The organism is Bradyrhizobium sp. Gha (assembly GCF_900113735.1).
Lineage (GTDB): Bacteria > Pseudomonadota > Alphaproteobacteria > Rhizobiales > Xanthobacteraceae > Bradyrhizobium.
Map to the genome: position 1 here is coordinate 354,224 of NZ_FOQM01000001.1, position 25,891 is coordinate 380,114.

Genomic DNA, 25,891 nt, shown 5'->3' on the forward strand with positions numbered 1-25,891 from the left:
TCGCTTCTGACTCCAACGTGACCGGCGCGCGGGTCGTCCGACCCACCCAGCAAGTGCGCATCACCTCACATCATCGATCGATCCCGAACGGATCGGTCTTACGGTTGTACGGAGCGGTGAATGACGCGAGTATTGATCACGGGGGGCGCGGGGTTCATCGGCTCTCATGCGGCGGATGTGCTGCTCGCCGCCGGCTACGAGGTCCGGCTTCTCGACAATCTGTCGCCGCAGGTGCACGGCGGCAACCGGCAGCGTCCATCCTATCTCGCCGACGAAGCCGAGCTCATCGTTGGTGACGTCACCGACGGCGCTGCGATAGCGCATGCCCTGCGCGGGGCCGACATGGTCCTGCATCTCGCTTCCGCCGTCGGCGTCGGGCAGAGCATGTACGACATCGAGCCCTACGTGCGTACGAACGAGCTCGGCACCGCCGTGCTACTCCAGGCGCTGTCGAAGCGCCCCGTCGAACGGCTGGTCGTCGCCTCCTCCATGAGCATCTACGGTGAAGGCCTCTACCGCGGGCCCGATCAAAGTCTCGTCACCTGCGACGAACGGTCGATCGAACAGCTGCGCCGTGGGGAATGGGAGTTGCGAGACACCACCGGTCGCCCGCTCGCCCCCGTGGCCACCCCCGAGAACAAGCTGCCGTCGCTCAGCTCGGTCTACGCGCTGAACAAGTTTGCACAGGAGCGCATGTGCCTGATCACAGGCAAGGCTTACGGCATCCCGACCTTGGCGTTGCGCTTCTTCAACGTGTTCGGGCCACGTCAGGCACTGTCAAATCCCTACACCGGCGTGCTCGCGATTTTCGCGGCGCGGCTCCTCAACGGACGTCCGCCGCTGGTGTTCGAGGACGGCGAGCAACGGCGCGATTTCGTTCACGTGCATGACGTCGCCCGCGCCTGCCGGATTGCGCTGGAAGCAGAGCATGCGCAAGACGTCTTCAATATCGGCTCAGGCCACAGCCGGAGCATTCTGTCGGTCGCCGAGGATCTCGCCGAGGTCATGGGACACAGCGATATCGCGCCCGAAATCACGCGGAAATACCGCGCCGGCGACATCAGGCACTGCTTCGCAGATATCGGCAAATCGCGGGACCTGCTCGGCTTCGAGGCTCGTGTGGCCTTCAAGGATGGCCTCGAGGAGCTCGCGGAATATCTCGCGGGCCAGATTGCGGATGACCAGGCCGAGCGAGCCACCCGGGAATTGCTGCAACGAGGATTGGTTGCATGATGAATCAGCGAGACAACAGACCCGTTCTGATCACCGGCGGCTGCGGCTTCATCGGCTGCAATCTGGCCGACCGGCTGGCGGAGCGCGGTGAGCGCGTGCTGGTCCTGGACAATCTCGCCCGCGCCGGCGTGCGCGAGAACGCACAATGGTTGAAGTCCAGGCACGGCGACCTCATCACCATTACGGTGGCCGACATTCGGGAGCCCATCCCGGTGATCGACGCCGTACGTGAGGCGCGCGCGGTCCTGCACCTGGCTGCCCAGGTCGCCGTCACTGACAGCGTGAGCGACCCGGCAGCCGATTTCGAGACCAACGCGCGCGGCACCCTGAATGTGCTCGAAGCAGTCCGGCTGCACAATTGCACCGCGCCGGTCGTGTTCGCGTCCACCAACAAGGTCTATGGCCGCCTGGTCGAGGACAGCCAGATCACGCTCGCGGGTCGCCGTTATAGTCCCACCAGCGACCTGCTGGCGGGCGGTATTTCGGAGCACGCGCCGCTCGATTTCTACAGCCCCTATGGCTGCTCCAAGGGGACCGCCGATCAGTACGTCCATGACTATGCGCGGGTCTACGGGCTCCAGACCGTGGTGATGCGCATGAGCTGCATCTACGGGCCGCGGCAATTCGGCACCGAGGACCAGGGCTGGATCGCTCATTTCCTGCTGAGCGCCATCCGAGGCCAGCCCTTGACGATCTATGGCGACGGTTATCAAGTTCGCGACGCCCTGCATGTGTCCGACGCAGCCTCCGCCTGGCTTGCCGTTCTCGACGGGATCGCGCTCGCGCGTGGACGCGTGTTCAATCTCGGCGGCGGTCCAGCCAATGCAGTGAGCCTCCGGGAATTGATCGACCACATCACCCAATTCACGGGCCGCGAGGTCACCTACCGCTTCTCCGATTGGCGTCCCGGCGATCAACCCTGGTACGTCACCGATACACGAGCGCTGTCGACCGCGCTCGGATGGGCACCGCAGGTAAACATCGCCGAGGGCCTTCGCTCGCTCCACGCCTGGCTCGATAGCCGCTTTGGAGCAACTCACGGCACCCGCGAGGCCCTCGCATGACGCGCGTCGCCCTGATCAATCCGAACTGGGATTTCAGCGGCAGCATCTATTTCGGCTGCCGGTCCCCTCACCTTCCGCTCGAGCTCGGAATCTCCGAGCATTATCTGAAGGCGGCCGGGCACCGCACGCTGCTGCTCGATGCGCACATGTTCGACCTGTCCTTCCGGGACATCGAGGCCCAATTGCGCACGTTCGGCCCCGAACTGATCGTGATCACGACGGCCCCAACCTATCTGTTCTGGCGCTGCGCACCGCCGGAGCTGCGCGTGCCGCAGGAGCTTGCCGCGGCGGTGCGGGATCTTGCGCCAACGCTCGTCGCAGTCGGTCCGCACGGCTCGACGACGCCGCGGGCAGCACTCAAGAAGCTCGGCGTCGATATCATCGTGATGGGAGAATGCGAAACATCCCTGCTCCGGCTCGCAGAAGGCGAGCGGGACTTTCCGGGCCTGTGTTTCGCGGATCGCGGCTCGGTCCGGGTCAACGGAGGCCCGCAGGCCGTCGACTTCACGGATCAGCCGGCTCTGGACTGGCCCAGCGAGATGATCCGGCGCCATCATCACCACCATCACCGTTTCGAGGCCGAGCCGGCGGCGCCCGGCGCGGAAATCGAGGCGTCGCGGGGATGCCCCTACAACTGCACGTTCTGCGCCAAGGAGAATTTCCGCAACGCATACCGCAAACGGCCGCCTTCCATCATTCTCGACGAGATCGATCGTCTGCGCGGACAAGGCGTCGAATATGTCTACTTCATCGATGAGATCTTCCTCCCGAACCCCGAACTCCTGGAAGGGCTGAGCACGCGTCGCCTCAAGTTCGGGGTGCAGACCCGCATCGATCTCTGGAAGCCCGAAATGCTCGCGCTGCTCGGACGTGCCGGCTGCGTCTCGATCGAGGCCGGGATCGAGAGCCTCACCGTCGAGGGCCGTGCCGCGCTCGCCAAGAACTGCAAGATGACCACCGACCAGCTCGCAGACCGGCTGGTGGAAGCCCGCCGTCACGTCCCCTTCGTCCAGGCCAATCTGATCGAGGTGCCCGAGGACGACGATCCCGTCGTGCAGCGCTGGCGGAGCAAGATGCAGGATGCCGGCATCTGGGCGAACGATCCTGTTCCGCTCTATCCCTACCCCGGCTCACCGGATTACAGAAAGCTCTGGGGCGAGGCCGACGATTTCGCGTGGGAGCGCGCGCACCGACATTATCTCGGGATGTTCGATCAGTTCAGCGACGTGCAGAACGATCGGCCGATGCCGCTCGATGCCCTCGAGCACCCGGTAGAGTCATGAGCCGCGCGTCACACATGCGAATCCTGATGACGGCCGATACGGTCGGAGGCGTGTGGACTTATTCGTGCGGTCTTGCCTCACGCCTCGTCGCGTCGGGTGCCGACGTCACGCTGGTGACAATCGGGCCTGCGGCACGCGCGGATCAACGTGAGATGCTGCGCGGAGCGGGCGTGCGCCTCGTGGATACGGACCTGAACCTGGAATGGCAGGACCCCGAAGGCCACGACTTCGCCAACGCCGAGCGCGTCCTCGCCAGGATGGAAGCGCGATTCCAGCCTGACATCGTCCATCTCAACAGCTTCCGGGAGGCGACCCTCGCGTGGCGCGCTCCGACGGTTCTCGTGGCGCATTCCTGCGTCACCTCATGGGCACGCGCCTGTCGCGATACGGGCTGGCTCGGCGAGCCGCGCTGGACGCGCTATACGGAACGCGTCACTGCTGCGCTCAACAGCACACAGGCCTGGATTTGCCCGAGCCAGTCCTTCCACGACGACATCGTGGAGATCTATCGTCCCCGCTCGCCCGGCGCGGTGATCTGGAACGGAATTGCTGCCGGGAACTTTCCAAGTCGGAAACGGGAGATGATCTTCGCGGCCGGCCGGCTCTGGGATCGTGCCAAGAATATCGCAGTCTTGGCGGCGGCCTCACCGGGACTGGATTGGCCGGTTCAGGTCGCGGGCCCCGCCGGTGCGGATCAGGCAACGGGCGTCACCTGGCTTGGACAATTGCCGCATAACGCCTTGCGCGGACATCTCCAGCACGCCGCGATCTTTGTAAGCCCCGCGCTCTACGAGCCATTCGGCCTTTCGGTGCTGGAGGCGGCCGCCGCGGGCTGCGCGCTGGTGCTGTCGAACATCCCGACGTTCCGGGAGCTGTGGAGCGGAGCGGCGATGCTCTTCGATCCCGAGGATAGCCGGGCGCTGCACCGAACTCTCGCCGATCTCTGCGCCCACGATCTCGAAAGGACGCGCCTGCAACGCGCCGCCTATGAACATTCCCTGACCTATTCGCTGGCGCGCACGACCAGCGCCTATCTGAAGCTGTACGAAGGGCTGCTCGCCTCCGACCGCACGTCATCCCAAGCCGGCGAGATCGAGGTGCGGGCATGAAATGCGTCCTGTTCTACCACGCATTCACCTCTTGCTGGAACAACGGCAACGCCCATTTCCTGCGCGGCTACGCCCGCGAACTGCATGCGCTTGGCCACGAGGTCATCGTGTTCGAGCCGGTCGATGGCTGGAGCCGGTTGAATGCCATCCGCGAGAGCGGCAGTCAGGCCCTGCAAGACACGGCTCAGCTCTTCCCCGGCATCTCCATTCGCCGCTATGACGCCTCGCTCGATTTCGATGAAGCGCTGGATGGCGCCGATCTCGTCGTCGTGCATGAATGGAACTCGCCTGATGTGATCAAGCAGATCGGGGACAAGCGCGCGCACGGCGCGCCCTTCACGCTGCTGTTCCACGATACTCATCACCGCGCAGTCACCGCGCCGGACGAGCTTGCACTGTTCGACCTTGACGACTTTGACGGCGTGCTGGCGTTCGGAGAGGTGCTTCGCCTGATCTATGCCAAGCTTGGCTGGGCTGACCGGGCCTATACTTGGCACGAGGCCGCCGACGTCGCGCTATATCGTCCGCTGCCGAGAATCGAACGCAGCGAGGATCTGGTCTGGATCGGCAATTGGGGCGACGGCGAACGCAGCGCCGAACTCAACGAATTTCTGGTCGAGCCCGTCGCCGAACTGAATGTGCGCGCGAGCGTCTACGGCGTTCGCTACTCGCAGGATGCGCTCCGGACCATCCAGGCCGCGGGCATCCGCTATGGCGGCTGGCTGCCGGCGCACTGGGCGCCGGTCGCGTTCGCCGGCGCCCGCGCAACCGTGCACGTCCCGCGCGGGCCTTATGTGCGGTCGCTTCCCGGCATTCCCACCATCCGCGTGTTCGAAGCGCTCGCCTGCGGCATTCCCCTGGTCTCGGCGCCCTGGTCCGACGCGGAAGGCCTGTTTCCGGACGGCGCTTATCTCAAGGCCGCCAATCGCGCGGAGATGAGTTGCGCGTTGCGCGCCGTGCTCGGCGATCGGGATCTGTCAGCGGCGATGGTGGAGACCGGGCTGCGAACGATCCGGGAGCGCCATACCTGTCGTCATCGTGCGCAACAACTGGTGGGCATCGTGGAGGCCATTCGCAGCTCAAACGGCTCGTCACAGCATCAGCGATACATCGGAGCCTCCGCATGAAGATCTGCTTCTTCGGATCAAGCCTCGTCTCGTCCTACTGGAACGGTGCCGCCACCTATTATCGCGGCATGCTCAAGCAGATTGCCGCGCTCGGCCACGACATCACCTTCTTCGAGCCCGACGCTTTCGAGCGGCAGGCCCATCGCGACATCGCCGATCCCGATTGGGCCAGGGTCGTGGTCTACCCCGCGACAGCCGACGGTTGGCGGAGCTCACTCGATGCCGCGGCGCGTTCCGCGGACATGCTGATCAAGGCGAGTGGCGTCGGAGTCTTCGATCGGGAGCTCGAGGCGGCGGTTGCGACCCTGCCCTCCCGAACCATGCGGATCTATTGGGATGTCGATGCGCCCGCCACGCTCGAAGCGATGGCAAGCGACCCCGAGCACCACCTGCGGGCCGCAATTGCCTCCTACGATATGGTCCTGACCTACGGCGGCGGCGATGGGGTCGTCTCGACTTACCGCGCCATGGGCGCGCGGGATTGCGTTCCGATCTACAACGCCCTGGACCCCCAAACGCATTTTCCGTCGCCGCCCAGAGCCGACTTCAACTGCGATCTCAGTCTGCTGGCCAACCGCCTGCCAGATCGGGAACAGCGCGTGGAGCACTTTTTTCTGGACGTCGCACACGAGCTGCCGGACAAGTCCTTCGTTCTTGGCGGCTCCGGTTGGGAGAGCAAGAATACGGCGGGCAACGTCCGCAAGGTCGGTCATGTCGGCACCGGCGCGCACAATGCATTCTTCGGCTCCGGGCTTGCCACGCTCAACGTCAATCGCGATAGCATGGCCCGCTACGGCTTCTCGCCGCCGACGCGGGTGTTCGAGGCGATCGGCGCGGGCGCCTGCCTGATCACCGACCAATGGGACGGCATCGACCATTTCCTCGAGCCGGATCGTGAAGTGCTGGTCGCTGCCAGCGGGGCCGAAGTCGCCGGCCATCTCGGCGCCCTCAGCATCGACCGTGCGGCCGCGATCGCGAGCCGCGCCCGCGCACGCATCCTGACCCAGCACACCTACCGGCACCGCGCCCGCCAGTTCAACCACCTCTTTAACGGAAGCAGCTCGCGTATCGAGGCAGCAGAATGAATCTCAGCATCGTCGTCGTCGGTCTTTCGGTCACATCGTCATGGGGCAATGGTCATGCCACGACCTATCGTGCCCTGATCGAAGCCCTCGCGCGGCGAGGCCACCACGTGACGTTCCTCGAGCGCGACGTCGCCTGGTATCGCGAGCACCGCGACCTCACCAAGCCGGACTCGTGGACTGTCGAGATCTACCAGTCGCTGAAGGATATCCCTCGCCGCTTCGGCCAGCTCATTCGAAGCGCCGACCTCGTCATCATCGGGTCCTATGTGCCCGATGGGATCGCGATCTCCGAATGGATCACGCGCCAGGCGCGGGGGATCACCGCATTCTACGACATCGACACGCCGGTGACGCTGGCGAGGATCGACCAGGGTCTCGACTATCTGTCCGCGGCCATGATCCCGCGTTTCGACCTCTATTTGTCCTTTGCCGGCGGCCCGGTGCCTGACATGATCGAGGAGCGCTACGGCAGCCCGCTGGCGCGGGTTCTTTATTGCAGCGCCGACACCGACACCTACAAACCGCAGCATGCGCAGACGAAATGGGCCCTGGGCTATCTCGGGACCTATAGCGAGGACCGGCAACCGGTGCTCGAACAATTGATGCTGCTCCCGGCACGCACACTGTCCTCGGAGCAGTTCGCCGTCGCAGGCGCGCAGTATCCCGCCCATATCGCCTGGCCGGACAACGTCACGCGGATCGAGCACCTCCCGCCAAACCGGCACCCAGCATTCTACGCAGAGCAGCGGTTCGCCCTCAACGCGACCCGCGCTGATATGCGCGTACTGGGCTTCTCGCCGAGCGTTCGCCTGTTCGAAGCAGCCGCCTGCGGCACGCCCGTGATTTCCGACCGCTGGCCGGGCCTCGAGACAATCTTCGAGCCATCGCGGGAGATCCTGCTGGCGTCGAGCCCGCGCGACGTCATCGAGATCCTGCGCGACATGCCTGAGGAGCGTCGCCGCGACATCGCGGAGAATGCGCGGCGCCGGGTCCTCGCCGACCACACCTCCAACCACCGCGCCCGCCAATTGGAAGCTTACTACGGTGAAGCGAGCGCGCGGCGTCGCCGCAAGTCGGCACGGCTTCCCGCGAGCCAGCCCGCGCAGGTCGCCGAACTCTGAAGGAGCAGCGTCATGACACTCCAGACCCGCATCCATGCAGCCCGACGCCCTCCGGTCGTTCTGATCGCAGGCGGCGCCGGCTTCATCGGATCTCACCTCTGCGACGCACTTCTGCAACGCGGAAACATGGTGATCTGCCTCGACAATCTGTCCACAGGCACGATCGATAATGTCCGGCCACTCCTGAACCACCCGAACTTCCGCTTCGTCGAGCACGACGTGCGCGACCCCGTCGAGATCGACGATGATATCGACAGTATCTACAGTCTGGCCTGCCCTGCCTCGCCACGGCATTACCAGACCGACCCGGTCGGGACGATGAAGACATGCGTGCTCGGCACGATCAACATGCTCGAGCTCGCGCGTCGGAAGGGTGCGCGGGTGCTTCAGGCCTCGACGAGTGAAGTCTACGGCGATCCGGAGATTCATCCACAGCCGGAATCCTATCTCGGCAACGTCAACCCGATCGGGCCCCGCGCCTGCTATGACGAGGGCAAGCGCGCCGCCGAGACGCTGATGTTCGATTACCATCGCATGTATCGGACCGAGATCAAGGTCGCGCGCATCTTCAACACCTATGGTCCGCGCATGCTGGAGAATGACGGCCGCGTCGTCTCCAATTTTATCGTGCAGGCTCTGCGCGGCGAGCCCATCACCATCTACGGTGCAGGTACCCAGACGAGGAGCTTCTGCTTCGTCGACGATCTCGTGCGAGGGCTCCAGCTTCTGATGGAAAGTCCCGCCTCGGTGACCGGCCCCTGCAATCTCGGCAATCCGCACGAAGTCACCATCGAGGCGATCGCACGTGAGGTGCTCACCTACACGGAATCGGCCTCTTCGCTCCGTTTTGAGGCGTTGCCGAAGGACGATCCCAAGCGGCGCAAGCCCATGATCGAAACCGCGGCGCAAACGTTGGGCTGGCGCCCGCGCGTCGAACTGAAAGACGGGCTTCAGGCAACGATCGCCTATTTCGCACTGCGGATAGCCGGCGATGCGCCCACTTTGGTACCGGACATTGCACCACGGCGGACAGGACGCGCGGCACGCAGCCAGCTGAGGATTGCCGATCCGGCGCGATGAACGTCTGGCGATCGTAGGACCGTGATGGACGCGACTAACGCCTCAGCTTCCGGTGGCAGAACCAAAGGTCTCACTCGCGCGTTCGGCCTCGGCCTCGTGACCGGCGCGGCGGATGATGATTGCTCGGCGATCGGAACCTATGCGAGCGCAGGCGCGCGGTTCGGCTACGCCTTCCTGTGGATGGCGCCGGTGACATTCCCGATGATGTTCGCCGTCGTATTCCTCTCTGCCAAGCTTGGACGCGTCACCGGAAGGGGATTGTTTGCCGTTCTCCGCGAGCACTTCACGCCATGGCTGATGTGGCCCGCGCTGATCGGCGTGCTGATCGGAAACGTGATCGAGGCCGGAGCGAATATCGGTGCGATGGCTGCAACGATCAACCTGTTCGTGACGATCCCGCATGGCGCCCTGGTTCCCGTGATTGCGGGCGCGATCCTGGCGCTGCAGATTTGGGGATCTTACACCTTCATCCGCAACATTTTCCGCTGGTTGGCGCTGTCGCTGTTCGCATATGTCGGATCGGCGTTCCTCGCATCGCCCGATCCGTGGGCCGTGCTGCGGGGCACGCTCGTTCCGCACATCCAATTCTCCAGGGAGTTTCTGTCGATCCTCGTCGCGGTGATCGGCACCACACTGTCGGCCTATCTCTATACCTGGCAATCCAACGTCGAGGTCGAGGAGCTGATTGCCGCCGGCCGCATCGACCCACGGGCGCGTCGCGCCGGCATGGGTTCCGAGCTCGCGCAGTCGCGCCGCGACATTCTGATGGGCATGGCATTCTCCAATGTCATCATGTACTTCATCATTCTTTCGACCGGGGCGACGCTGCATCAGGCCGGCCACACCGACATCAGCACCGCGGCTGAAGCCGCCGAAGCGCTACGGCCCCTGGCCGGCAACGCCGCCGCCACGCTGTTCAGCATCGGGATCATCGCCGTCGGTTTCCTCGCCGTTCCCGTGATGACCACGGGCGCAGCCTATGATTTCTGCCAGACGCTCGGTTGGAAGAGCTCGCTCAACGCGCGCCCGGCCGACGCCGGCCGGTTCTATCTCTCCATCGCCGGCTTTACGGCAGCGGCGGTGCTTCTCAATTTTCTCGGCTTCAATCCGATGAAGGCCCTGGTCTATTCAGGCATCGTGCAGGGCTTCTCGACGCCGCCGCTCATGCTCCTGATTCTCCTGATGACCAGCGACCGCAGACTGATGGGGGACGAGGTCAACAGCCCGGGCATGAAGGCGCTCGGCTGGATCACCGTCACCGCAATATTCGCGGCGACCATCGGCCTGGTCGCCAGCTGGGTGGCCTGATCGAAACCCGGTCTGTGGCGACGGATTGGTCACCGTGGCGCGCGTCGGCCGGCCGACATGCATCAGGCGCCGATCACAGGTCTTCAAGACGACGCCAGGAGTGTTGCACGCGACGGCCCTCTCTCGTGAACGCAAAGAAATAACCGCCGTCAGCGGGCTGGTCGCACGTCCGATCAATCGCAACACCCAGGTAATGGCAATAGAGCAGAGTGCCCACCCCGCCGTGCCCGACAAAGAGCACGTCGCCCCGATCATTCCGAGCCAGGACCTGTTCGACCTCGCGCACGATGCGCAGCTGGGCATCGACAGCCCGCTCCCAGCCCCGAACGCTGATCTGGGGCTGAGCAAAAAACTGATTGGCGACCGCTTGAAACTCGTCCTGCATCAGGAAGCCCGTCGCCGACCGGTCATTCTCGTGCATCGCCTCCCGGACCTCGACGTCGACCTTCAGCTTTGCCGCAATGATCTCCGCGGTCTCGATGGCCTTCCGCTCCCCGCTGGCGATGATCCGCGTCGTGCGCGAGAGCTGGCGCGTCGCTGTGACCGCCTCGGTGCGATCTCTGCCGATCTCGCTTAAGCCCCAGGATGGGACGGGGATTGCCGGATCAATAGTCACTTGAGGATGGGTCAGATAGCGTACGATATCCGTCACGATTGATTCCTCTCGCTGCGGAGCCCGTTTCCGATCGGCCAGCGCCAGAGCCGGTCGGCCATTTAAGTATTGGTCGGACTTGATACCCGCAGGCCCGAGGAATCGAAGACGTGCACGTCCCGGTTGGCCGCAGCGAGTGCGACTCGCTCCCCGGGCGTCGGCGTCTGACGACCACGGACTTCGGCAACGAACAGCCTGTCGTCGGCCCGACGCACATAGGCGAAGGAGGATTCGCCGAGACGTTCGACCAGTTCGACGACGCCTTCCACGGTGAAGGAACCGTCCTCTCGCCTGGCAAGATGCTCCGGACGAACGCCGACCGTCAGCGTATCCCCCATCTTCAATGAGGTCGCCGGCAGGTCGAAGCTGCGAAAGCCGGGTCCGTCCACACGCGCGCATGCGCCCTCGACGCCGGCAACCTTCGCCTCGAAGAAATTCATCGCAGGCGAGCCGATGAAGCCCGCGACGAACAGGTTCGCGGGTGCATAATAGAGATCCAGCGGCCTGCCGACCTGCTCGATGCAACCCTTGTTCATCACAACGATGCGATCGGCGAGCGTCATCGCCTCGACCTGGTCGTGCGTGACATAGACGATCGTCGACTTCAGCATTCGATGGAGATTCGCGATCTCGACGCGCGTCGAGACGCGCAGGGCCGCATCGAGATTGGAGAGCGGCTCATCAAACAGGAAAACGGCAGGCTCGCGCACGATCGCGCGGCCAATGGCAACGCGCTGCCGCTGGCCGCCGGAGAGATCACGCGGATAGCGCCCGAGCAACTCGTCGAGCCGCAGCATGCGGGCCGCTTCCGTGACGCGCCGCTCGCGTTCGGCGGGCGGCACCCCGGTGAACTTCAGCCCGAACGTCATGTTCTTGCGCACGTTCATGTGCGGATAGAGCGCATAGGACTGAAACACCATCGCGATGCCGCGATCGGCAGGTGCGAGCGTGTTGACGAGCTTGTCGGCGATATGAATGTCGCCGCCCGATGCACCGTCGAGCCCGGCAATCATCCGCAGAAGCGTCGACTTGCCGCAGCCTGAGGGCCCCACGAGAACGACGAACTCGCCGTCCTCGATCTTCAAATTGACGTCGTTGAGCACCGCGGTCGCGCCATAACGCTTGTGGAGGTGCTCGATGCGCAGATTGGCCATTCTGACAACCTATTTGACCGCGCCGGAGGTGAGGCCTGCGATGAGTTGGCGCGAGAGGATCACGTAGATGATGACGACCGGCAGGATCGCCATCGACAGTGCGGCGAGCACCGAATTCCAGTCGGTGATGTACTGGCCCAGAAACTGCTGCACGCCGAGGGTGACCGTATGCGTGGAGTCGCTCGAGGTCAGGATCAACGGAAACCAGAGGTCGTTCCAGATCGGCACGATGGTGAAGACCGCGACGGTCGCGATCGCCGGGCGCAGCAGAGGCGCGACCACCTCGAAGAAGATGCGGGTTTCCGGCACGCCGTCGCAGCGCGCGGCGTCGCGCAAATCCTTCGGAATTTGCTGAATGAACTCGCTCAATATGAAGATCGACATCGGCAGGCCTTGCGCGACATAGACGAGGATCAAGGCCGTCAGCGTGTCGTTGAGGCCGGCAGAGCGCATCATGTTGAGGATCGCGACGGAGCCGAGCCGGATCGGCACCATGATGCCGATCGACAGGAACAGTGCCAGCGCCGTCGAACCGCGAAAGCGGTATTCGGTCAGCGCCCAGGCTGCCATCGCGCCGAACAGCAGCACGAGCGCCATGCTGACGAGGGTCACGATCAGCGAATTCGAATAGTAGGTCAGGATATGGGAAGAGCGGAAAACCTTCTCATAGCCGATGAGGCTGAAGGTCGCGGCGTCCGGCGGCGCGAGCGGGCTGCCGAAGATGGCGTTGCGCATCTTGAACGAATTCATCACCACGAGCAGGATTGGACCGACCGCAAGGAGGCTGTAGGCAATCAGGACGACGTGGACGCCGAGGCTTCTTGCACGCTGCTCCGTCGTCATGCCAGCCACCTCAGAAAGCGTAACGGCGAATGCGCCGCTGCACGAAGAAGAGATAGAGGCAGAGGCCGAGGAGAATGATGAAAAACATCACGGTCGCGACCGCTGAGCCCATGGTCGGATTACCGAGCTGGAGCTGATTGCCGAAGAAGGTGCGGTAGAAAAACGTGCCGAGGATGTCGGTGGCGAAATTCGGCCCCGCAAGCGCCCCCTTGACCGAGTAGATCAAATCGAAAGCGTTGAAGTTGGCGACAAAGGTCAAGACCGAGACCAGACTGATCGTCGGCAGGACGAGCGGAAGCTTGATGTGGAAGAAGATGCGAAACTGTCCGAGCCCGTCGACGCGTGCCGCATCGATCAACTCGTCGGGGATGTTGAGCAGCGCGGCGTAGATCAACATCATCGGAATGCCGACGAATTGCCAGACAGAGATGAGGGACAGGGTGACGAGTGCGCTCGATTCGAGCCCAAGCCAGGGAGCGAACAGTGAGCCCAGCCCCACGGCCTTCAAGGCGCCGGCGGCGACGCCCCAGAGCGGGGAAAGGATCAAATTCCAGGAGAAGCCGACGATGACGACCGAAAGCATCGTCGGGAGAAACATCACGGTGCGATAAAAGCCCCTGAGCCGCAGGCCCGGCAGGCTGAGCAATCCCGCGAGTGCGATGCCAACGGGATTCTGCACGCACATGTGCACGGCGAAGAATATCAAATTGTTGCCGAGGGCATTCCAGAACGGCTTCGACCACAGCGCGTCACCGAGCAGCGTTTTGAAGTTGGCAAGCCCGACGAAAGACCGGGCGCCGGACGGATCGCTTGTGTAGGTGGAGAGCGCCATGGTCGCGACGAGCGGATAGATCGAGAACAAGGTGTAGATCGCGACCGCCGGTCCGAGGAAGAACAGCAGAAGGCCCGCGAGCTTGGCGCGAGGCATCTGGGCGGTGATGTTCGAGACCGATTCGGGCATGACGGAAAAAGATTGAACCTACCGTGCGCTATCGTCCCTTTCCGCGCTTGAGGCTTGCGCCATGGGCTCGCGGGGGGTGCAGCAACTATCGAACCAAACAAGAAAAATCCCTCTCCCCGCGAAAGCGGAGAGAGGGACTGGTGTCACTTGGCGGGCTTGTACCACTTGTCGAGGCCATCCTGCAGCTGCTTGCCGGCGGCCTCGGGCGTCAGCTTGCCGTTGACGACCTGCGCCGAAACGTTCCAAAGCTCATTTTCCAGATTAGGCGTACCGCGCGACAGGATCTGATACGAGTTGCGGATCGTCGACTTGCAGGTCTGGCGCCATCCGACCATCGTCGCCGCGACGTCGTCGTCGACCTTCACGGGGGTCTTGGCGAGGGGGAAGAAGCCCGGAAGCGCGTTGGCGTAGATCGTCGCGAATTCCGGCGTCGTCAGCCATTCCAGGAACTTCTTGGCGTCGTCCTTGTTCTTCGACGCTGCGTTGACGCCCATCGCGATGTCGGTGTGATCGGAAATGTAGCAATCCGTCGTGCCGGCCGGCTGCGGCGGCGGGAATGCCCCCATGGCGAACTTCGCCTGCCCGCGGAACGTCGAGATGTCCCACGAGCCAGCCGCGTAGATCGCGCCCTTGCCGAGCGAGAACAGGTTCTGACTGTCAGCATAGGTCTGCGCCTGAAAGCCCGACCCGAGATAGGGCGCCCAGCTTGCGATCTCCTTGAAGGCCGCGATGTATTGCGGATCCGTGAGCTTCTCCTTGCCGGAAATCAGGTTGGCGCGACCGGTCTCGCCCTTCCAATAGTCGGGACCGATGTTCTGGAATCCCATGGTCGCGGCCTCCCACTGGTCAGCCGTGCCCATCACCAGCGGGACATAGGTCCCGTCCTTCTTCAGCTTGTCGAGCGCGGCGTGGAATTCCTCGAGCGTCTTCGGCTCGGACAGGCCGACCTTGGCGAAGGCTTCCTTGTTGTAGATGAAGCCGGCGATGACGGACGCGATCGGCACGCAGAAGGTGGTTTTGCCGTCATCGGTTTGCCATGCGGCCTTCGCGACATCGGAGAAATTGTCCATGCCCTGGAGGCCGTCGACCGGGTCGAGCTGATGCTTCTGATAGAGCGCGAGCGATGCGTCGAAGGGACGGCATGTGATGAGGTCGCCGGCGGTGCCGCCATCGAGCCGCGCATTGAGGGCGGCGTTGTATTCCTTGGGCGCCGATGGCGCGAATTCGATCTTGATGTCGGGATAGTGCTTATTGAAGGCGGGAATGATCTTCGAGTTCCAGATGTCGGCGTCGTCGTTGCGCCAGCTCTCGATCTTCAGCGAGCCTGCCTGAGCCGACGCAAGCCCCGCAAGCAACGCCAACGCGGCAACCTCAGCTCCCATTGCAGCCTTGAATGTCCGTCTCATGCTACGCTCCCTTGTTCGGGTTTTCGCCCGTGATTCCATTGACGCAACGCTTCGTCGATCCGACCTTCCGCAACAGCGAGCCACGTGACGGCTTCGCTCATGCTGACGATACCGCAGGCAATCAGGATCGCCGGCTTGACCTCGCCGCCGGCCTGCCGCAGCGCCGCTTCCGCCTTGGCATCGCTGACGCCGGCGATTGTTGCGACGATCCCACGCGCCCGCTCGCGCAATTTTGCGTTGTCGGCCTTCAGGTTGACCATGAGGCCCTGGTGAATGTGCCCCAACTCGAATCCCATCAATGATGAGAGCATGCCGAGCGCGGCCTTTTGCGCCGCGCCGGCCGCAAGCCGGGTCGACCCTCGCAGCGCCTCCTCCCCGCTTTCGAGCAGAATCGATGCGTCGGCACCGACGAGCAAGGGTGAACCTGGGCGATGCGCGATCGCGACCACGAAAGCGCCACGGCGACGCGCCGCGGCGGCGGCTGCGACGGTGAACGGCGTCGAGCCGCTCGCCGATACGACAATCAAGGCATCCCGAGAGAGATCACCGAGCGCGGTGATAGCCCGCTCGCCGGCTGCGGCATCATCCTCCGCGCCGCCATCAATGCGGAACGGCTCGGCGATCCCGCCCGGCAGGACAATTGCGATACGGCTCTGCTCGAGTCCGAAGGTACCGGGAAGCTCGGCGGCATCTTCGGCCGCCGCAAGACCGGAGGAGCCGGCGCCCGCATAGACCAGACGCCCGCCTGCTCGCCAGATCGCAGCAAGGCGAAGCGCGGCGGCGCGGATGTCGCCGCTGGCAGCCGCCACCGAAGCGATCGCCCGACGGTAGGATGCGAGCATCGCCTCAGCGAACAGCGCCTCGGCACCGGTCGTGCCGCCACGCCTCTCCCCGTCCGCCTCCGAGCTCCGCAGTACCGACATCGTGAATACCAATGGTAGATACCTCTTGTATTTGTTTTAGCCACGTGACATACCACTTGTCTAGAGGCGTTAAGAAATATTTTAGGAGGCTCCTTGGCGACGGCGACAGCCCAGTTCTTTCTCGGTGTGGACGGCGGCGGGACGCGCTGCCGCGCGAGACTGCGGGATTCGTCGGGCCGCGAGCTCGGGCACGGCCTCGGGCCGGCTTCGAACATCTATCTCGATTTCGACGAGGCCATGCGGGTCGTCCGCGAAACGATGGACTGTGCAATTGCTGCCGGCGCGCCAAGGCACGAGATCGCAGTCGGGCTCAGCCTTGCCGGGCTTTCGGATGACAAGGAAGCAGAGCGCGTCTCCGCCGCCCTGCCCGGCTTTGCGCGCATCGTCGCGGTCAATGATGCGGTCGCCGCCTGCGTCGGCGCCAATGGCCTCGGCGACGGCGGCCTGATCATCGCGGGCACCGGCTCGGCGGGCATCGCGCGCGTCGGAGCTCGAACGGCCATCATCGGCGGCCGCGGTTTCTGGCTCGGCGACGACGGATCTGCCGCGCGGCTCGGCGAGTCGGCGCTACGCGCGACGCTGCGGGCGATCGATGGCCTCGAGCCGATGAGCGGGCTTGCGCAGGCGCTCGGGCGCCATTTCGATGACGATCCATTGCGGATGAGCCGCTGGGCAGCGGACGCGAGGCCCAGAGACTACGGCGCCTTCGCGCCCCAGATCCTGGACGTCGCCAGGTCAGGGGATATGCGCGCGCGTGAAATCGTCGACGAAGCAGCCAGCGCGATTGCAGCGCTCGCCAACGCGCTGAGCGCACTCGGCGCCGAGCGCATCGCGCTCGCCGGCGGCTTCGGCGAGCCCTTGCGCCCCTTTTTGCCGCCTGATGTGGCCAAGCGCCTCGCTCCGCCGCGGCGCGACGCGGTCGACGGCGCGATCCTGCTCGCCGGCGGAACGCTCGTGGAGGACGCGGCATGTCCCTGACGGTCGAAACCGCGCCGGGCCAGAAACTCTATCGTGCCGTGGTCGACGCGCTTCGGCGCGAGATCGAGACCGGGCGCTTCGCGGAGACGCAATTGCTTCCGGCCGAACGCATCTTGTGCGATCTGCTCGACGTGTCGCGAACCACGCTGCGCAAGGCGATTGCCGATCTGATTGCCGAGGGCGTGCTGTTTCACCGCCATGGCGCCGGCACTTTCATCCATCGCGCGACCCCGCGCGTCGAGCAGCCCTCGTCGCGCCTGACGAGCTTCACGGAAGACATGCGGCTGCGCGGATTGGAGGCGAGTTCGCGCGAGCTCGAGCGCGGGGTGTTCCTGCCGACGCCGGAAGAGGCCATGATGCTTGGCGTGCGGCCGAACGAACGCGTGTTCCGGCTCGGGCGCCTGCGCCTGGCCGACGGTTCGCCGATGGCGATCGAACGCGCCGCCGTGCCGATACGCTTTCTTCCCGAACAGAACTCCGTCGGCGGCTCGCTTTACGAGGCGCTCTCCGCGCGTGGCTTCAGGCCCGCACGGGGCCTGCAGCGATTGCGGGCGACCCTCGTTGATCAAGCGGATGCGGAATTGCTCGGAGTCGCACCGGACAGCCCGGCGCTCTATATCCAGCGCATCGCCTATCTCGCCGACGGATCCTGCGTCGAATTCACGAAATCCTGGTACCGCGCCGACGCCTACGACTTCGTCTCCGAGCTCACGCTGTCGCCGCCGGCCCGAAAGGCGCACCGATGACGACGCACATGCTTCAGGAGATCGGCGAGGCAGGCGATGCCGTCGCGCGCCAGCTGGGCCAGAATGCCGAGCGGCTCGCTGAGCTCGGAACGCGTCTGCGCGCCCTCGATCCGCCCGTGGTCGCGACCATCGGCCGCGGCTCGTCGGACTGCTGCGCGCTCTACCTGAAATACCTCGTCGAGATTGTTTCGGGGGTGCCCTGTGCCTCCATAGGCCCCTCCATCGCGACGCTTTATCGCACGCCCATGCGGCTCGAAGGCGGCGTTTCCGTCGCGATCTCGCAATCGGGACGCAGCCCGGACATCATCGAAATGCAGCGCGCCGCGCGAGGCGGCGGTGCGCTGGCGGTCGCACTGGTCAACGACGCGGCCTCACCGCTGGCGCAAGGGGCCGAAGTGCTGCTGCCATTGTGCGCCGGCACGGAACGTTCGGTCGCCGCGACCAAATCGATGGTGGCGGGCCTCGCCGCGGGCGCGAGCCTGGTCGCGGCCTGGCGCGAGGATCGGCAGCTCACAGACGCCCTCACCGGCCTGCCGGATGTGCTGCGCGGACAAGCGGCGCCGCCGCCCGCGGCGATGCTGGAACAACTCGCGAATGCTCGCAGCGCTTTCGTGCTGGGCCGCGGCGCCACGCTCGCGATCGCCGCGGAGGCGGCGCTGAAGCTCAAGGAAACCTGCGCGATTCACGCCGAGGCCTACTCCGCCGCCGAGGTGCTGCATGGCCCGGCTGAACTCGTGGCCCCAGGCTTTCCCGTCATCGCCTTCGTGCCGTCCGACGCGGCGCGCGAAGGCATGCTGCCGACGCTCACGGCTCTGGCCGATGCGGGCGCGACGGTGATCGCAATCGAGGCGGGCGGCGGTGACGAGGCGCATCGCCTCGCCACCGCGAAGGTCGAGGCGACCCTGCTGGAGCCGATCGTCATGATCCACCGCTTCTACCACCTTGCCGAGGCGCTTGCGCTTCGGCTCGGTCGCGATCCTGACCGCCCGCGCAACCTGCGCAAGGTGACGGAGACCGTTTGATGATCGTTCTGTCCGGCGCGCGAATTTTCGACGGCGAACGCTTTCTCGATGACCATGCGGTTGTCATCGAAGGCGAGCGTATCGCCGCAATCATCCCTTACTCCGAGAGGCCTGACGGTGCCGTGCGCGATCTCGGCGGCGGCCTGCTTGCGCCTGGCTATATCGACGTCCAGGTCAATGGTGGCGGCGGGGTCCTGTTCAACGAGGATCCGACGCCGGAAGGCATCGCGCGCATCGCCGCCGCACATCGCAAGTACGGGACCGTCGGGCTGTTGCCGACGCTGGTCACCGATGCGCCGCAAGTGATGGCGTCGGCGATTGCCGCAACGCGCGAGGCGCGGCGTCTGACCCGGGCAACCCTCGGCATCCATCTGGAAGGGCCGTTCCTCGACCCGCGCCGCAAGGGTGCGCACGAGCTGAAATACATCCGCAGCCTCCAGGCCAGCGACCTCACGACGATCGCCAACGCGAATTGCGGCGCGGTCATGCTGACGCTCGCGCCCAATCGGGTCAGCGCGGAGAGCATCGCCGAACTCGCCCGGCACGGCGTGCTCGTCTCGCTCGGCCATTCGGGAGCGAGCTACGAGGAGGCGCGCGCCGCCGTCGGCGCGGGCGCGCGCGCGTTCACCCATCTGTTCAATGCGATGAGCGCGCCGGTCGGACGCGAGCCGGGTATGGTCGGTGCCGCGCTCGATCTCGATGAAGCGTTCGTGGGCATCATCGCCGATGGCCATCATGTCCACCCGGCGAACCTGCGCGTCGCCCTTGCCGCCAAGCGGCACGATCGTTTCATGTTGATCACCGACGCGATGCCGCCGGCGGCCGGTGGACCCGACAATTTCGATCTCCAGGGCCGCCGCGTGACGTGCGCAGACGGCTGCCTGCGCCTCGACGACGGAACGCTCGCCGGTTCGGTTCTGACAATGGACGGGGCCGTGCGCTATGCGGTCAATGTCGTGGGGCTCGATCTCGCCGATGCCCTCGCAATGGCGTCGCGCGTTCCAGCGGCATTTCTGCGGCGTGAAACCGAGCTCGGCCGCATCGCGCCCGGATATCTGGCGAGCCTCGTGCACCTCGACGACGATTTGCGCGTCCTCGAAACCTGGATCGAGGGTAGCCCAGCCGCTGGCATTGCCTGATTCACGGATCCGCCGAGGATTGTTTCCACTGAAGGATTTGAGCCATGCCCTCGCCATCCGCTTCGACCGAACAGCGAATACGCGTTCTCGTCGTCGGCCTCGGCACCATGGGAACCAGCCACGCCCGCGCCTACAGAGCGATCGAAGGCTTCGAGCTCGCAGGCCTCTGCACCTCCCGTGCGGCTGAGCGCCAGGATCTCGAGGGCGAGTTTCCCGGTGTGCCGCGTTTCGAACGATACGACGAGGCTCTCGCGACGCTGCGTCCGGATGCCGTCGCCATTTGTACGTACACCGAACATCATGCCGACATGGCTCTTCGGGCTTTCGCGGCCGGTGCGCATGTGTTCTGCGAAAAGCCCTTGGCCGACACGCTGGCATCAGCCAGTCGTGTGGTCGACGCCGCGCGGACGAGCGGAAAGGCGCTTCTGATCGGCTACATCCTGCGCGTTCACCCATCATGGTCGCGCTTCGTCGAGATCGGCCGTACGCTCGGAAAGCCGCTCGTGATGCGCATGAATCTCAACCAGCAATCGGACGGCTCCTTCTGGGAGGTCCACAAGAAGCTCATGCTGTCGACTTCGCCGATCGTCGATTGCGGCGTCCACTATGTCGACATCATGTGCCAGGTGACACGCGCGCGTCCTGTCATGGTCCATGCCGTCGGGGCGCGGCTCACGGACGAGATCGCGCCTGACATGCACAATTACGGCCATCTTCACATCGTGTTCGACGACGGATCGGTCGGCTGGTACGAGGTCGGCTGGGGACCGATGATGAGCGAGACCGCTCATTTCGTGAAGGACATCATCGGGCCGAACGGCAGCGTGTCGATCGTTGCGAAGGAGAGCACCGGGCCGGCTGCGAGTTCGGCGGACCACGACACCCACACCCAGACCAACGCGCTTCGTATCCATCACGCGGCTCGTACCCCCGAGGGTCGTTTCGCAAGACCCGACGAACTCCTCTCGACCGCCGACGAACCCCGCCACCAGGAGCTCTGCGAGCGCGAGCAGCGGCTGTTTCTCGGGGCGATCCGTGGCGAGATCGACCTGTCCGAACATCACGAGGACGCGATCAACTCACTACGCATCGTCTTTGCCGCCGACGAGAGCGTTCGCAGCGGTGAAGCCGTCCGCCTGTAGGTCCGCCGCGCGTGGCACCGTGCACGTGGGAACTCCGCGAGTGAATCGGAACAATCCCGACGGCGCGCGTTAACGGGTCATGCCCAGCGACCGATTCAATCCGGTGGATCGCGACACGACATCCGAACCATCCCGTTCGGCCTGATGTCTAGCACCGCGACATCAGCAGTTTGCGCCAAAACCGGCGGGACCGGTTCCCCCCAAGCTCGCGTCGGACACCCGCCAAGTCTCTCCACGATCCTGCTTGCACTCGGGATCGTCTATGGCGATCTGGGCACGAGCCCCCTGTATACGTTGCAAACGATCAGGCAGATGATGGGCCGGGACTTCTCCGCGGAGGCAGCGCTGGGCTCGCTGTCGCTGATCATCTGGGCCCTGATCATCACCATCACGATCAAATACGGCCTCTTCGTCATGCGGGCCGACAATCACGGCGAAGGTGGCATCCTGGCGCTGATGGCGCTCACGGGGGCACGCGGGTCGCGTCGCGGGCGCTTGTTGATCATGGCCGGGCTGTTCGGCGCCGCCTTGATCTACGGCGATGGCATCATCACCCCTGCCATCTCGGTCTTGAGCGCCGTCGAAGGCTTGAACGTGGCGACGTCGGTCTTCAAGCCCTACACGATGCCGATCGCCGTCGCGATCCTCACCGCGCTGTTCGCGATCCAGAGCCGCGGCACGGCAATCGTCGGACGGGCATTCGGCCCCATCATGCTGCTCTGGTTTATCACGATGGGAGTGCTCGGAGTGTTGGGCATCGCCCGTCACGTCGGCGTACTGGCCGCGCTCAACCCGAGCTATGGCATCAAGCTGCTCGTCGATCATGGCCTCGTCGGCTTCGCGCTGCTTGGCGGCGTGTTTCTCGCCCTGACCGGCGGCGAGGCGCTTTATGCTGACATGGGACATGTCGGCCGGACCCCCATCAGGCTGGCTTGGTTCAGCATCGTGCTTCCAGCCCTGGTCCTGAACTATGCCGGGCAAGTCGGCAATTTCGTCGATGCGCCAAATCATGAGGGCAATCCCTTTTTCCTGATGGCGCCAGCCTGGGCGGTCTACCCGCTGGTCCTTCTTGCAACGCTGGCGACGATCATTGCGAGCCAGGCCATCATCACCGGCTCGTTCTCGATGACCAGGCAAGCCATGCAGCTCGGCTGGTTTCCGGGCGTCCGGATCTTCCAGACCTCCGCCGACCAATACGGTCAGATCTACGCCCCGTTCGTGAACTGGACCATGATGATCCTGACCATCGCGCTCACGATCGGGTTTGGCAGCTCGGACCGTCTTGCGGGTGCGTACGGGACCGCCGTCTCTACCACCATGGTGCTCACCACGGTGCTCTTGTTCGCGGTCATGCACGCGCGCTGGCATTGGAGCATCTGGCGGTCGATCGCCCTGGCCGGCGCCCTCGGCATCGTCGATTTGGCATTCTTTGGCGCCAACCTGCTCAAGATCCTGGACGGAGGATGGATACCCCTCGCCTTCGGCGCGCTGGTGTTTACCGTCATGCTCATTTGGCACGACGGCGTCGCCAGGCTGCATCGCCGGAATGCCGCGCGCTCGGAGTCAATCGAAGAATTCATCACCCGGCTCGCCGAAGAAAACATCGCGCGGATCTCGGGGACCGGCGTGTTCCTGACGCGCCTTGGCACGGGCATGCCGCCGATGATCGTCAATTACGTGAGACAGACCCGGTCGCTGCATCAGACCGTGATCGCCCTCACCGTCAGTTTCGAAGCCATGCCGCGCATCAGCGCGCCCGATCGCGTCAAGTGCGAACAGCTCGGCGAAGGCGTGTGGCACATGATGGTCCGTTTCGGCTTCGTCGAGATTCCCGATCTTCCGTCCGTCATCGCACAGGCAAAACGCGAGGGACTGCCCGCCTGGGAGCGGCCCACCTACTATGTCGAGCGATACGATCCGGTCAATCGCCCCGGCAGCTCACTGCTGTCGCGCTGGCGAACGAGCCTGTTTGGCTTCATGGTTCGCAATTCCGCACATGCCGTGGATCGGTTCCAGATGCCCAGCAATGCGCTGGTCGAGCTCGGCCGCAGGATAGAGTTGTGATCACGTCTGGCTTCGTTGGCGCGCGCAGCCGATGTCGGAACCAACACCCTGATTCGTGCTTTAGGATTCCAGGAGGATCAACATGGCACGCACAGCAACCTGGAAGCGGCCCGGCTCGCCGATCGGCAAGAAGGGACCGCGCAAAGCAAACCCTTCGTACAAGCGTCGCTCGCGTCAGCCGTGGTCGACGGCCGACGTCAAGATGCTGCGGCAGCTCGCGAAGGGAAATACGCCCACCGGCGTCATGAGCATCAAACTTCAGCGCCCGATCGCCGCAATCCGCAGCAAGGCGCAGCGCGAAGGCATCTCGCTCAAGCCGGTCAATCGCTCGCCCTATAACCGCCGCGCGACCAAGGCTCGCGCGACGAAGCGGCGCTGACGGTCGAGGGCGTTGTTCGCTGGAGCCTCGGCTCGATCGACCGCGACCAACAGCGGCTGTCAGAGATGTCACGCGTTCTGATCGGTACTTCCGGCTGGCACTACGATTCATGGCGCGGTCCCTTCTTTCCGGATGGCCTGCCGCTGAAAGAGCAGCTTCGCTACTATGCCAGCCGGTTCGAGACGACCGAGCTCAACGGCGTGTTCTACCGGACACCGACACCGCAAGCCGTGAAGGCATGGCGGGATCAGACGGCTGAGGATTTCGTCTTCACCTGGAAGGCATCCAAGTTCATCACGCATTGGAAGCGCCTGTCCGACGCCAGCGAAAACAGCCTCGCATTGCTGGAGGACCGCATCTCCGCTTTGGGCGGCAAGGCCGGACCGATCCTGTTTCAGTTGCCGCCCCGGTTCGAGGCAAATCCCGACAGGCTCGCATCGTTCTTCAAGCTGCTCACGAAGAAGCGCCGCTATAGCTTCGAGTTTCGACATCCAAGCTGGTACCAACCCCGCATTCTCAGGATGCTCGCTGACCAGAACATCTCGCTCTGCCTGTCGGACCATCACGATGCACCGGCGCCCTGGAAGCGCACGGCAGATTTCGTCTATGTGCGCGGCCACGGGCCGGGCGGACGCTATTACGGCCACTATGGCCGCTCGACACTGACGCAATGGGCGCGGCGCATCACATCCTGGAAGCGGCAAGGCTGCGACGTCTATGTCTATTTCGACAACGACCAGAAGAGCGCGGCCCCTGCCGATGCGCTGAAGCTCAAGGCGATGCTTTAGCGCTATGGGCCGCCGGCGACCGAGCCGGCGATCACCATGACGAGGTCGGCCAGGTCGATCTTTCCGTTGACGATCAGCTCTTCCGCAGAGCCCTCGACCTTCAGCGCCTGCGGCCGGTTGGCCGCCTGACGCTTGAGCTCGCCGATGATGGCTTCCTTGAGCTTCTCTTCCAGCATTCGTCGTCCTTTCAGGCGATCATTTCGGGGCTGGCTCTTCGAGACCGACACCCGGCTCCAACAGTTGCCCGCTCCGGGCGAGCTTCACGGCGCGGCCAAGCGTCTTGGCTGCATTCAGCACGTCCTGCTGAAACGCACGATCTTCGTCCAGCGCCAAGTGAGAGGTCGCATATTGCTCCATGTAGCCGACGTAGCCGTCCGTCTCACCGAAGCGGCCCGCGGAGATCAGATGCATGTCGGTCAGCCAATCGGACAGCGTTCGGCGAACGCCCTCGGCACCGACGCTGTCGCCGTGAACGATGAGGCCGAAATGGCGGCCGGCGAGATGACGCGGATAGGGCCAGCCCTTGAGCTCCAGCGCCTTGGCTTCAGCGGCCTTCTTGCCGTGCGTCGATGTCGGGTCCGGGTTGCCGCCGTCGGCGCAGACCAGCCGATCCATCATCGCCTTGAGACCGCCCGGCACGTGGTACCAGTTCACCGGGGCCACGATCAGGATGCCATGCGCGGCAACCCAGAGCGGATAGATCTCGTTCATCCAGTCGCTGGTCTGGCCCAGCGAATAGTTGGGATAGCAACTGCACGGCCAGTGGCAGAGCGGCATGGCGGTGGAGACGCAGGATTTGCAGGGATGAATGTTCTTGCCGAACTCGGACGTCAGGCGGGAGAGATCGAGGATGTCGACGGCAAAGCCCATCTCGGTGAAAACAGGCTCGGCGAGCTTGACCATCCGCCACGTCTTGGACATCTCGCCGGGACAGGTGTGCTCACTGCGCGCCGAGCCGTTGATGACGAGGATGCGCGGCGCCGCGCCGGCATCGTCGTGCTGCCGCTGTGCCCCAAGGATGGCATCGCGCGCGGCCAGCCAGTCGACGGCGAGATCGTAGTCGGGATCAGCAAAGCCCGCGCCCGCCTTGCGCGTCACCGGCGCTTTGCGCGAATGACTATAAGCATCCCAGGCGGCGCCGACGATCGCGTCGAGTTCGTGAGCGAGCGGAGCGAAGGCAGGATCGACGAACTGGCTCTTGTAGCGGCTTTCGAATTCCTCACGCGACAGCTTGACGGGCGGCATCCCCTTGCGAACGTCTGGATCCGCCATGCTGGCTCCTCG

Annotated in this window: 25 protein-coding genes; 17 read left to right on the forward strand and 8 right to left on the reverse strand. The window is 64.4% G+C overall.

Annotated elements, in window-relative coordinates; all coding sequences use genetic code 11:
* Positions 1–120: 120 nt before the first annotated feature.
* From BM222_RS01750 to BM222_RS01790, 9 genes are read left to right on the forward strand one after another with little or no spacing between them, the layout of a single operon-like run.
* Positions 121–1,233, forward strand: coding sequence for an NAD-dependent epimerase/dehydratase family protein (locus BM222_RS01750; RefSeq protein WP_092226544.1), 1,113 nt, complete (start codon positions 121–123; stop codon positions 1,231–1,233).
* Positions 1,230–2,297 (forward strand): NAD-dependent epimerase/dehydratase family protein, encoded by a 1,068-nt coding sequence (locus BM222_RS01755; protein ID WP_177242944.1) that lies wholly within the window; start codon positions 1,230–1,232, stop codon positions 2,295–2,297. The genes BM222_RS01750 and BM222_RS01755 overlap by 4 nt, the downstream gene beginning before the upstream one ends.
* Complete coding sequence (locus tag BM222_RS01760; RefSeq protein ID WP_092226545.1) at positions 2,294–3,580, forward strand: TIGR04295 family B12-binding domain-containing radical SAM protein; 1,287 nt, start codon at positions 2,294–2,296, stop codon at positions 3,578–3,580. The genes BM222_RS01755 and BM222_RS01760 overlap by 4 nt, the downstream gene beginning before the upstream one ends.
* Entirely contained in the window at positions 3,577–4,689 is a 1,113-nt protein-coding gene (locus tag BM222_RS01765; protein ID WP_092226546.1) for a glycosyltransferase family 4 protein, read from the forward strand. Before BM222_RS01760 ends, BM222_RS01765 begins: the two co-directional genes overlap by 4 nt.
* A complete protein-coding gene (locus BM222_RS01770; protein WP_092226547.1) occupies positions 4,686–5,816 on the forward strand; it encodes a CgeB family protein in 1,131 nt (376 codons plus the stop codon). Before BM222_RS01765 ends, BM222_RS01770 begins: the two co-directional genes overlap by 4 nt.
* Positions 5,813–6,901, forward strand: coding sequence for a CgeB family protein (locus tag BM222_RS01775; RefSeq protein ID WP_092226548.1), 1,089 nt, complete (start codon positions 5,813–5,815; stop codon positions 6,899–6,901). The genes BM222_RS01770 and BM222_RS01775 overlap by 4 nt, the downstream gene beginning before the upstream one ends.
* The gene (locus BM222_RS01780; protein WP_092226549.1) at positions 6,898–8,022 is read left to right on the forward strand and encodes a CgeB family protein; all 1,125 of its coding nucleotides are present in this window, start codon (positions 6,898–6,900) and stop codon (positions 8,020–8,022) included. Before BM222_RS01775 ends, BM222_RS01780 begins: the two co-directional genes overlap by 4 nt.
* 12 nt (positions 8,023–8,034) lie before the next feature.
* Positions 8,035–9,102, forward strand: a complete 1,068-nt coding sequence (locus BM222_RS01785) for a UDP-glucuronic acid decarboxylase family protein (protein ID WP_092226550.1) — start codon at positions 8,035–8,037, stop codon at positions 9,100–9,102.
* A 24-nt stretch (positions 9,103–9,126) separates the two neighbouring features.
* Positions 9,127–10,410 carry an NRAMP family divalent metal transporter gene (locus BM222_RS01790; protein WP_092226551.1) on the forward strand — a complete coding sequence of 428 codons (1,284 nt, stop codon included), beginning with the start codon at positions 9,127–9,129 and terminating at the stop codon, positions 10,408–10,410.
* 73 nt (positions 10,411–10,483) lie between these two features.
* Here the strand turns inward: BM222_RS01790 and BM222_RS01795 are convergent, their stop codons facing one another.
* From BM222_RS01795 to BM222_RS01820, 6 genes are all read right to left on the reverse strand, one after another.
* Complete coding sequence (locus tag BM222_RS01795; RefSeq protein ID WP_092226552.1) at positions 10,484–11,062, reverse strand: histidine phosphatase family protein; 579 nt, start codon at positions 11,060–11,062, stop codon at positions 10,484–10,486.
* Between the two features lie 62 nt (positions 11,063–11,124).
* Positions 11,125–12,216 (reverse strand): ABC transporter ATP-binding protein, encoded by a 1,092-nt coding sequence (locus BM222_RS01800; RefSeq protein WP_092226553.1) that lies wholly within the window; start codon positions 12,214–12,216, stop codon positions 11,125–11,127.
* A gap of 9 nt (positions 12,217–12,225) precedes the next feature.
* Positions 12,226–13,059, reverse strand: coding sequence for a carbohydrate ABC transporter permease (locus tag BM222_RS01805; protein ID WP_092226554.1), 834 nt, complete (start codon positions 13,057–13,059; stop codon positions 12,226–12,228).
* Between the two features lie 10 nt (positions 13,060–13,069).
* A complete protein-coding gene (locus BM222_RS01810) occupies positions 13,070–14,020 on the reverse strand; it encodes a carbohydrate ABC transporter permease (protein WP_092226555.1) in 951 nt (316 codons plus the stop codon).
* Between the two features lie 143 nt (positions 14,021–14,163).
* Positions 14,164–15,426 (reverse strand): ABC transporter substrate-binding protein, encoded by a 1,263-nt coding sequence (locus BM222_RS01815; protein ID WP_092226556.1) that lies wholly within the window; start codon positions 15,424–15,426, stop codon positions 14,164–14,166.
* Positions 15,423–16,349 (reverse strand): N-acetylmuramic acid 6-phosphate etherase, encoded by a 927-nt coding sequence (locus tag BM222_RS01820; protein WP_092226557.1) that lies wholly within the window; start codon positions 16,347–16,349, stop codon positions 15,423–15,425. The genes BM222_RS01815 and BM222_RS01820 overlap by 4 nt, the downstream gene beginning before the upstream one ends.
* Before the next feature lie 93 nt (positions 16,350–16,442).
* Here BM222_RS01820 and BM222_RS01825 point away from each other — a divergent pair, with 93 nt between their 5' ends.
* From BM222_RS01825 to BM222_RS01860, 8 genes are all read left to right on the forward strand, one after another.
* Positions 16,443–17,327: a glucosamine kinase nucleotide-binding domain-containing protein gene (locus BM222_RS01825; RefSeq protein WP_177242945.1), complete on the forward strand. Its 885-nt coding sequence runs from the start codon at positions 16,443–16,445 to the stop codon at positions 17,325–17,327.
* Positions 17,318–18,073, forward strand: coding sequence for a GntR family transcriptional regulator (locus BM222_RS01830; protein WP_244546985.1), 756 nt, complete (start codon positions 17,318–17,320; stop codon positions 18,071–18,073). Before BM222_RS01825 ends, BM222_RS01830 begins: the two co-directional genes overlap by 10 nt.
* A complete protein-coding gene (locus BM222_RS01835; RefSeq protein WP_092226559.1) occupies positions 18,070–19,095 on the forward strand; it encodes an SIS domain-containing protein in 1,026 nt (341 codons plus the stop codon). Before BM222_RS01830 ends, BM222_RS01835 begins: the two co-directional genes overlap by 4 nt.
* Entirely contained in the window at positions 19,095–20,234 is a 1,140-nt protein-coding gene (nagA, locus tag BM222_RS01840; RefSeq protein WP_210188484.1) for an N-acetylglucosamine-6-phosphate deacetylase, read from the forward strand. Before BM222_RS01835 ends, nagA begins: the two co-directional genes overlap by 1 nt.
* Positions 20,235–20,278: 44 nt before the next feature.
* On the forward strand, positions 20,279–21,376 hold the full coding sequence (locus BM222_RS01845; RefSeq protein WP_092226561.1) for a Gfo/Idh/MocA family protein: 1,098 nt from the start codon (positions 20,279–20,281) through the stop codon (positions 21,374–21,376).
* A 144-nt stretch (positions 21,377–21,520) separates the two neighbouring features.
* Positions 21,521–23,440, forward strand: a complete 1,920-nt coding sequence (locus BM222_RS01850) for a potassium transporter Kup (protein WP_092226562.1) — start codon at positions 21,521–21,523, stop codon at positions 23,438–23,440.
* Positions 23,441–23,522: 82 nt separating this feature from the next.
* On the forward strand, positions 23,523–23,819 hold the full coding sequence (locus BM222_RS01855; RefSeq protein WP_092226563.1) for a hypothetical protein: 297 nt from the start codon (positions 23,523–23,525) through the stop codon (positions 23,817–23,819).
* Between the two features lie 65 nt (positions 23,820–23,884).
* Positions 23,885–24,607 carry a DUF72 domain-containing protein gene (locus BM222_RS01860; RefSeq protein ID WP_092226564.1) on the forward strand — a complete coding sequence of 241 codons (723 nt, stop codon included), beginning with the start codon at positions 23,885–23,887 and terminating at the stop codon, positions 24,605–24,607.
* 2 nt (positions 24,608–24,609) lie between these two features.
* Here BM222_RS01860 and BM222_RS40815 read toward each other — a convergent pair whose 3' ends face one another.
* Complete coding sequence (locus BM222_RS40815) at positions 24,610–24,783, reverse strand: hypothetical protein (RefSeq protein WP_092226565.1); 174 nt, start codon at positions 24,781–24,783, stop codon at positions 24,610–24,612.
* A 19-nt stretch (positions 24,784–24,802) separates the two neighbouring features.
* Positions 24,803–25,879, reverse strand: coding sequence for a flavodoxin family protein (locus BM222_RS01870; RefSeq protein ID WP_092226566.1), 1,077 nt, complete (start codon positions 25,877–25,879; stop codon positions 24,803–24,805).
* Between the last annotated feature and the right edge of the window lie 12 nt (positions 25,880–25,891).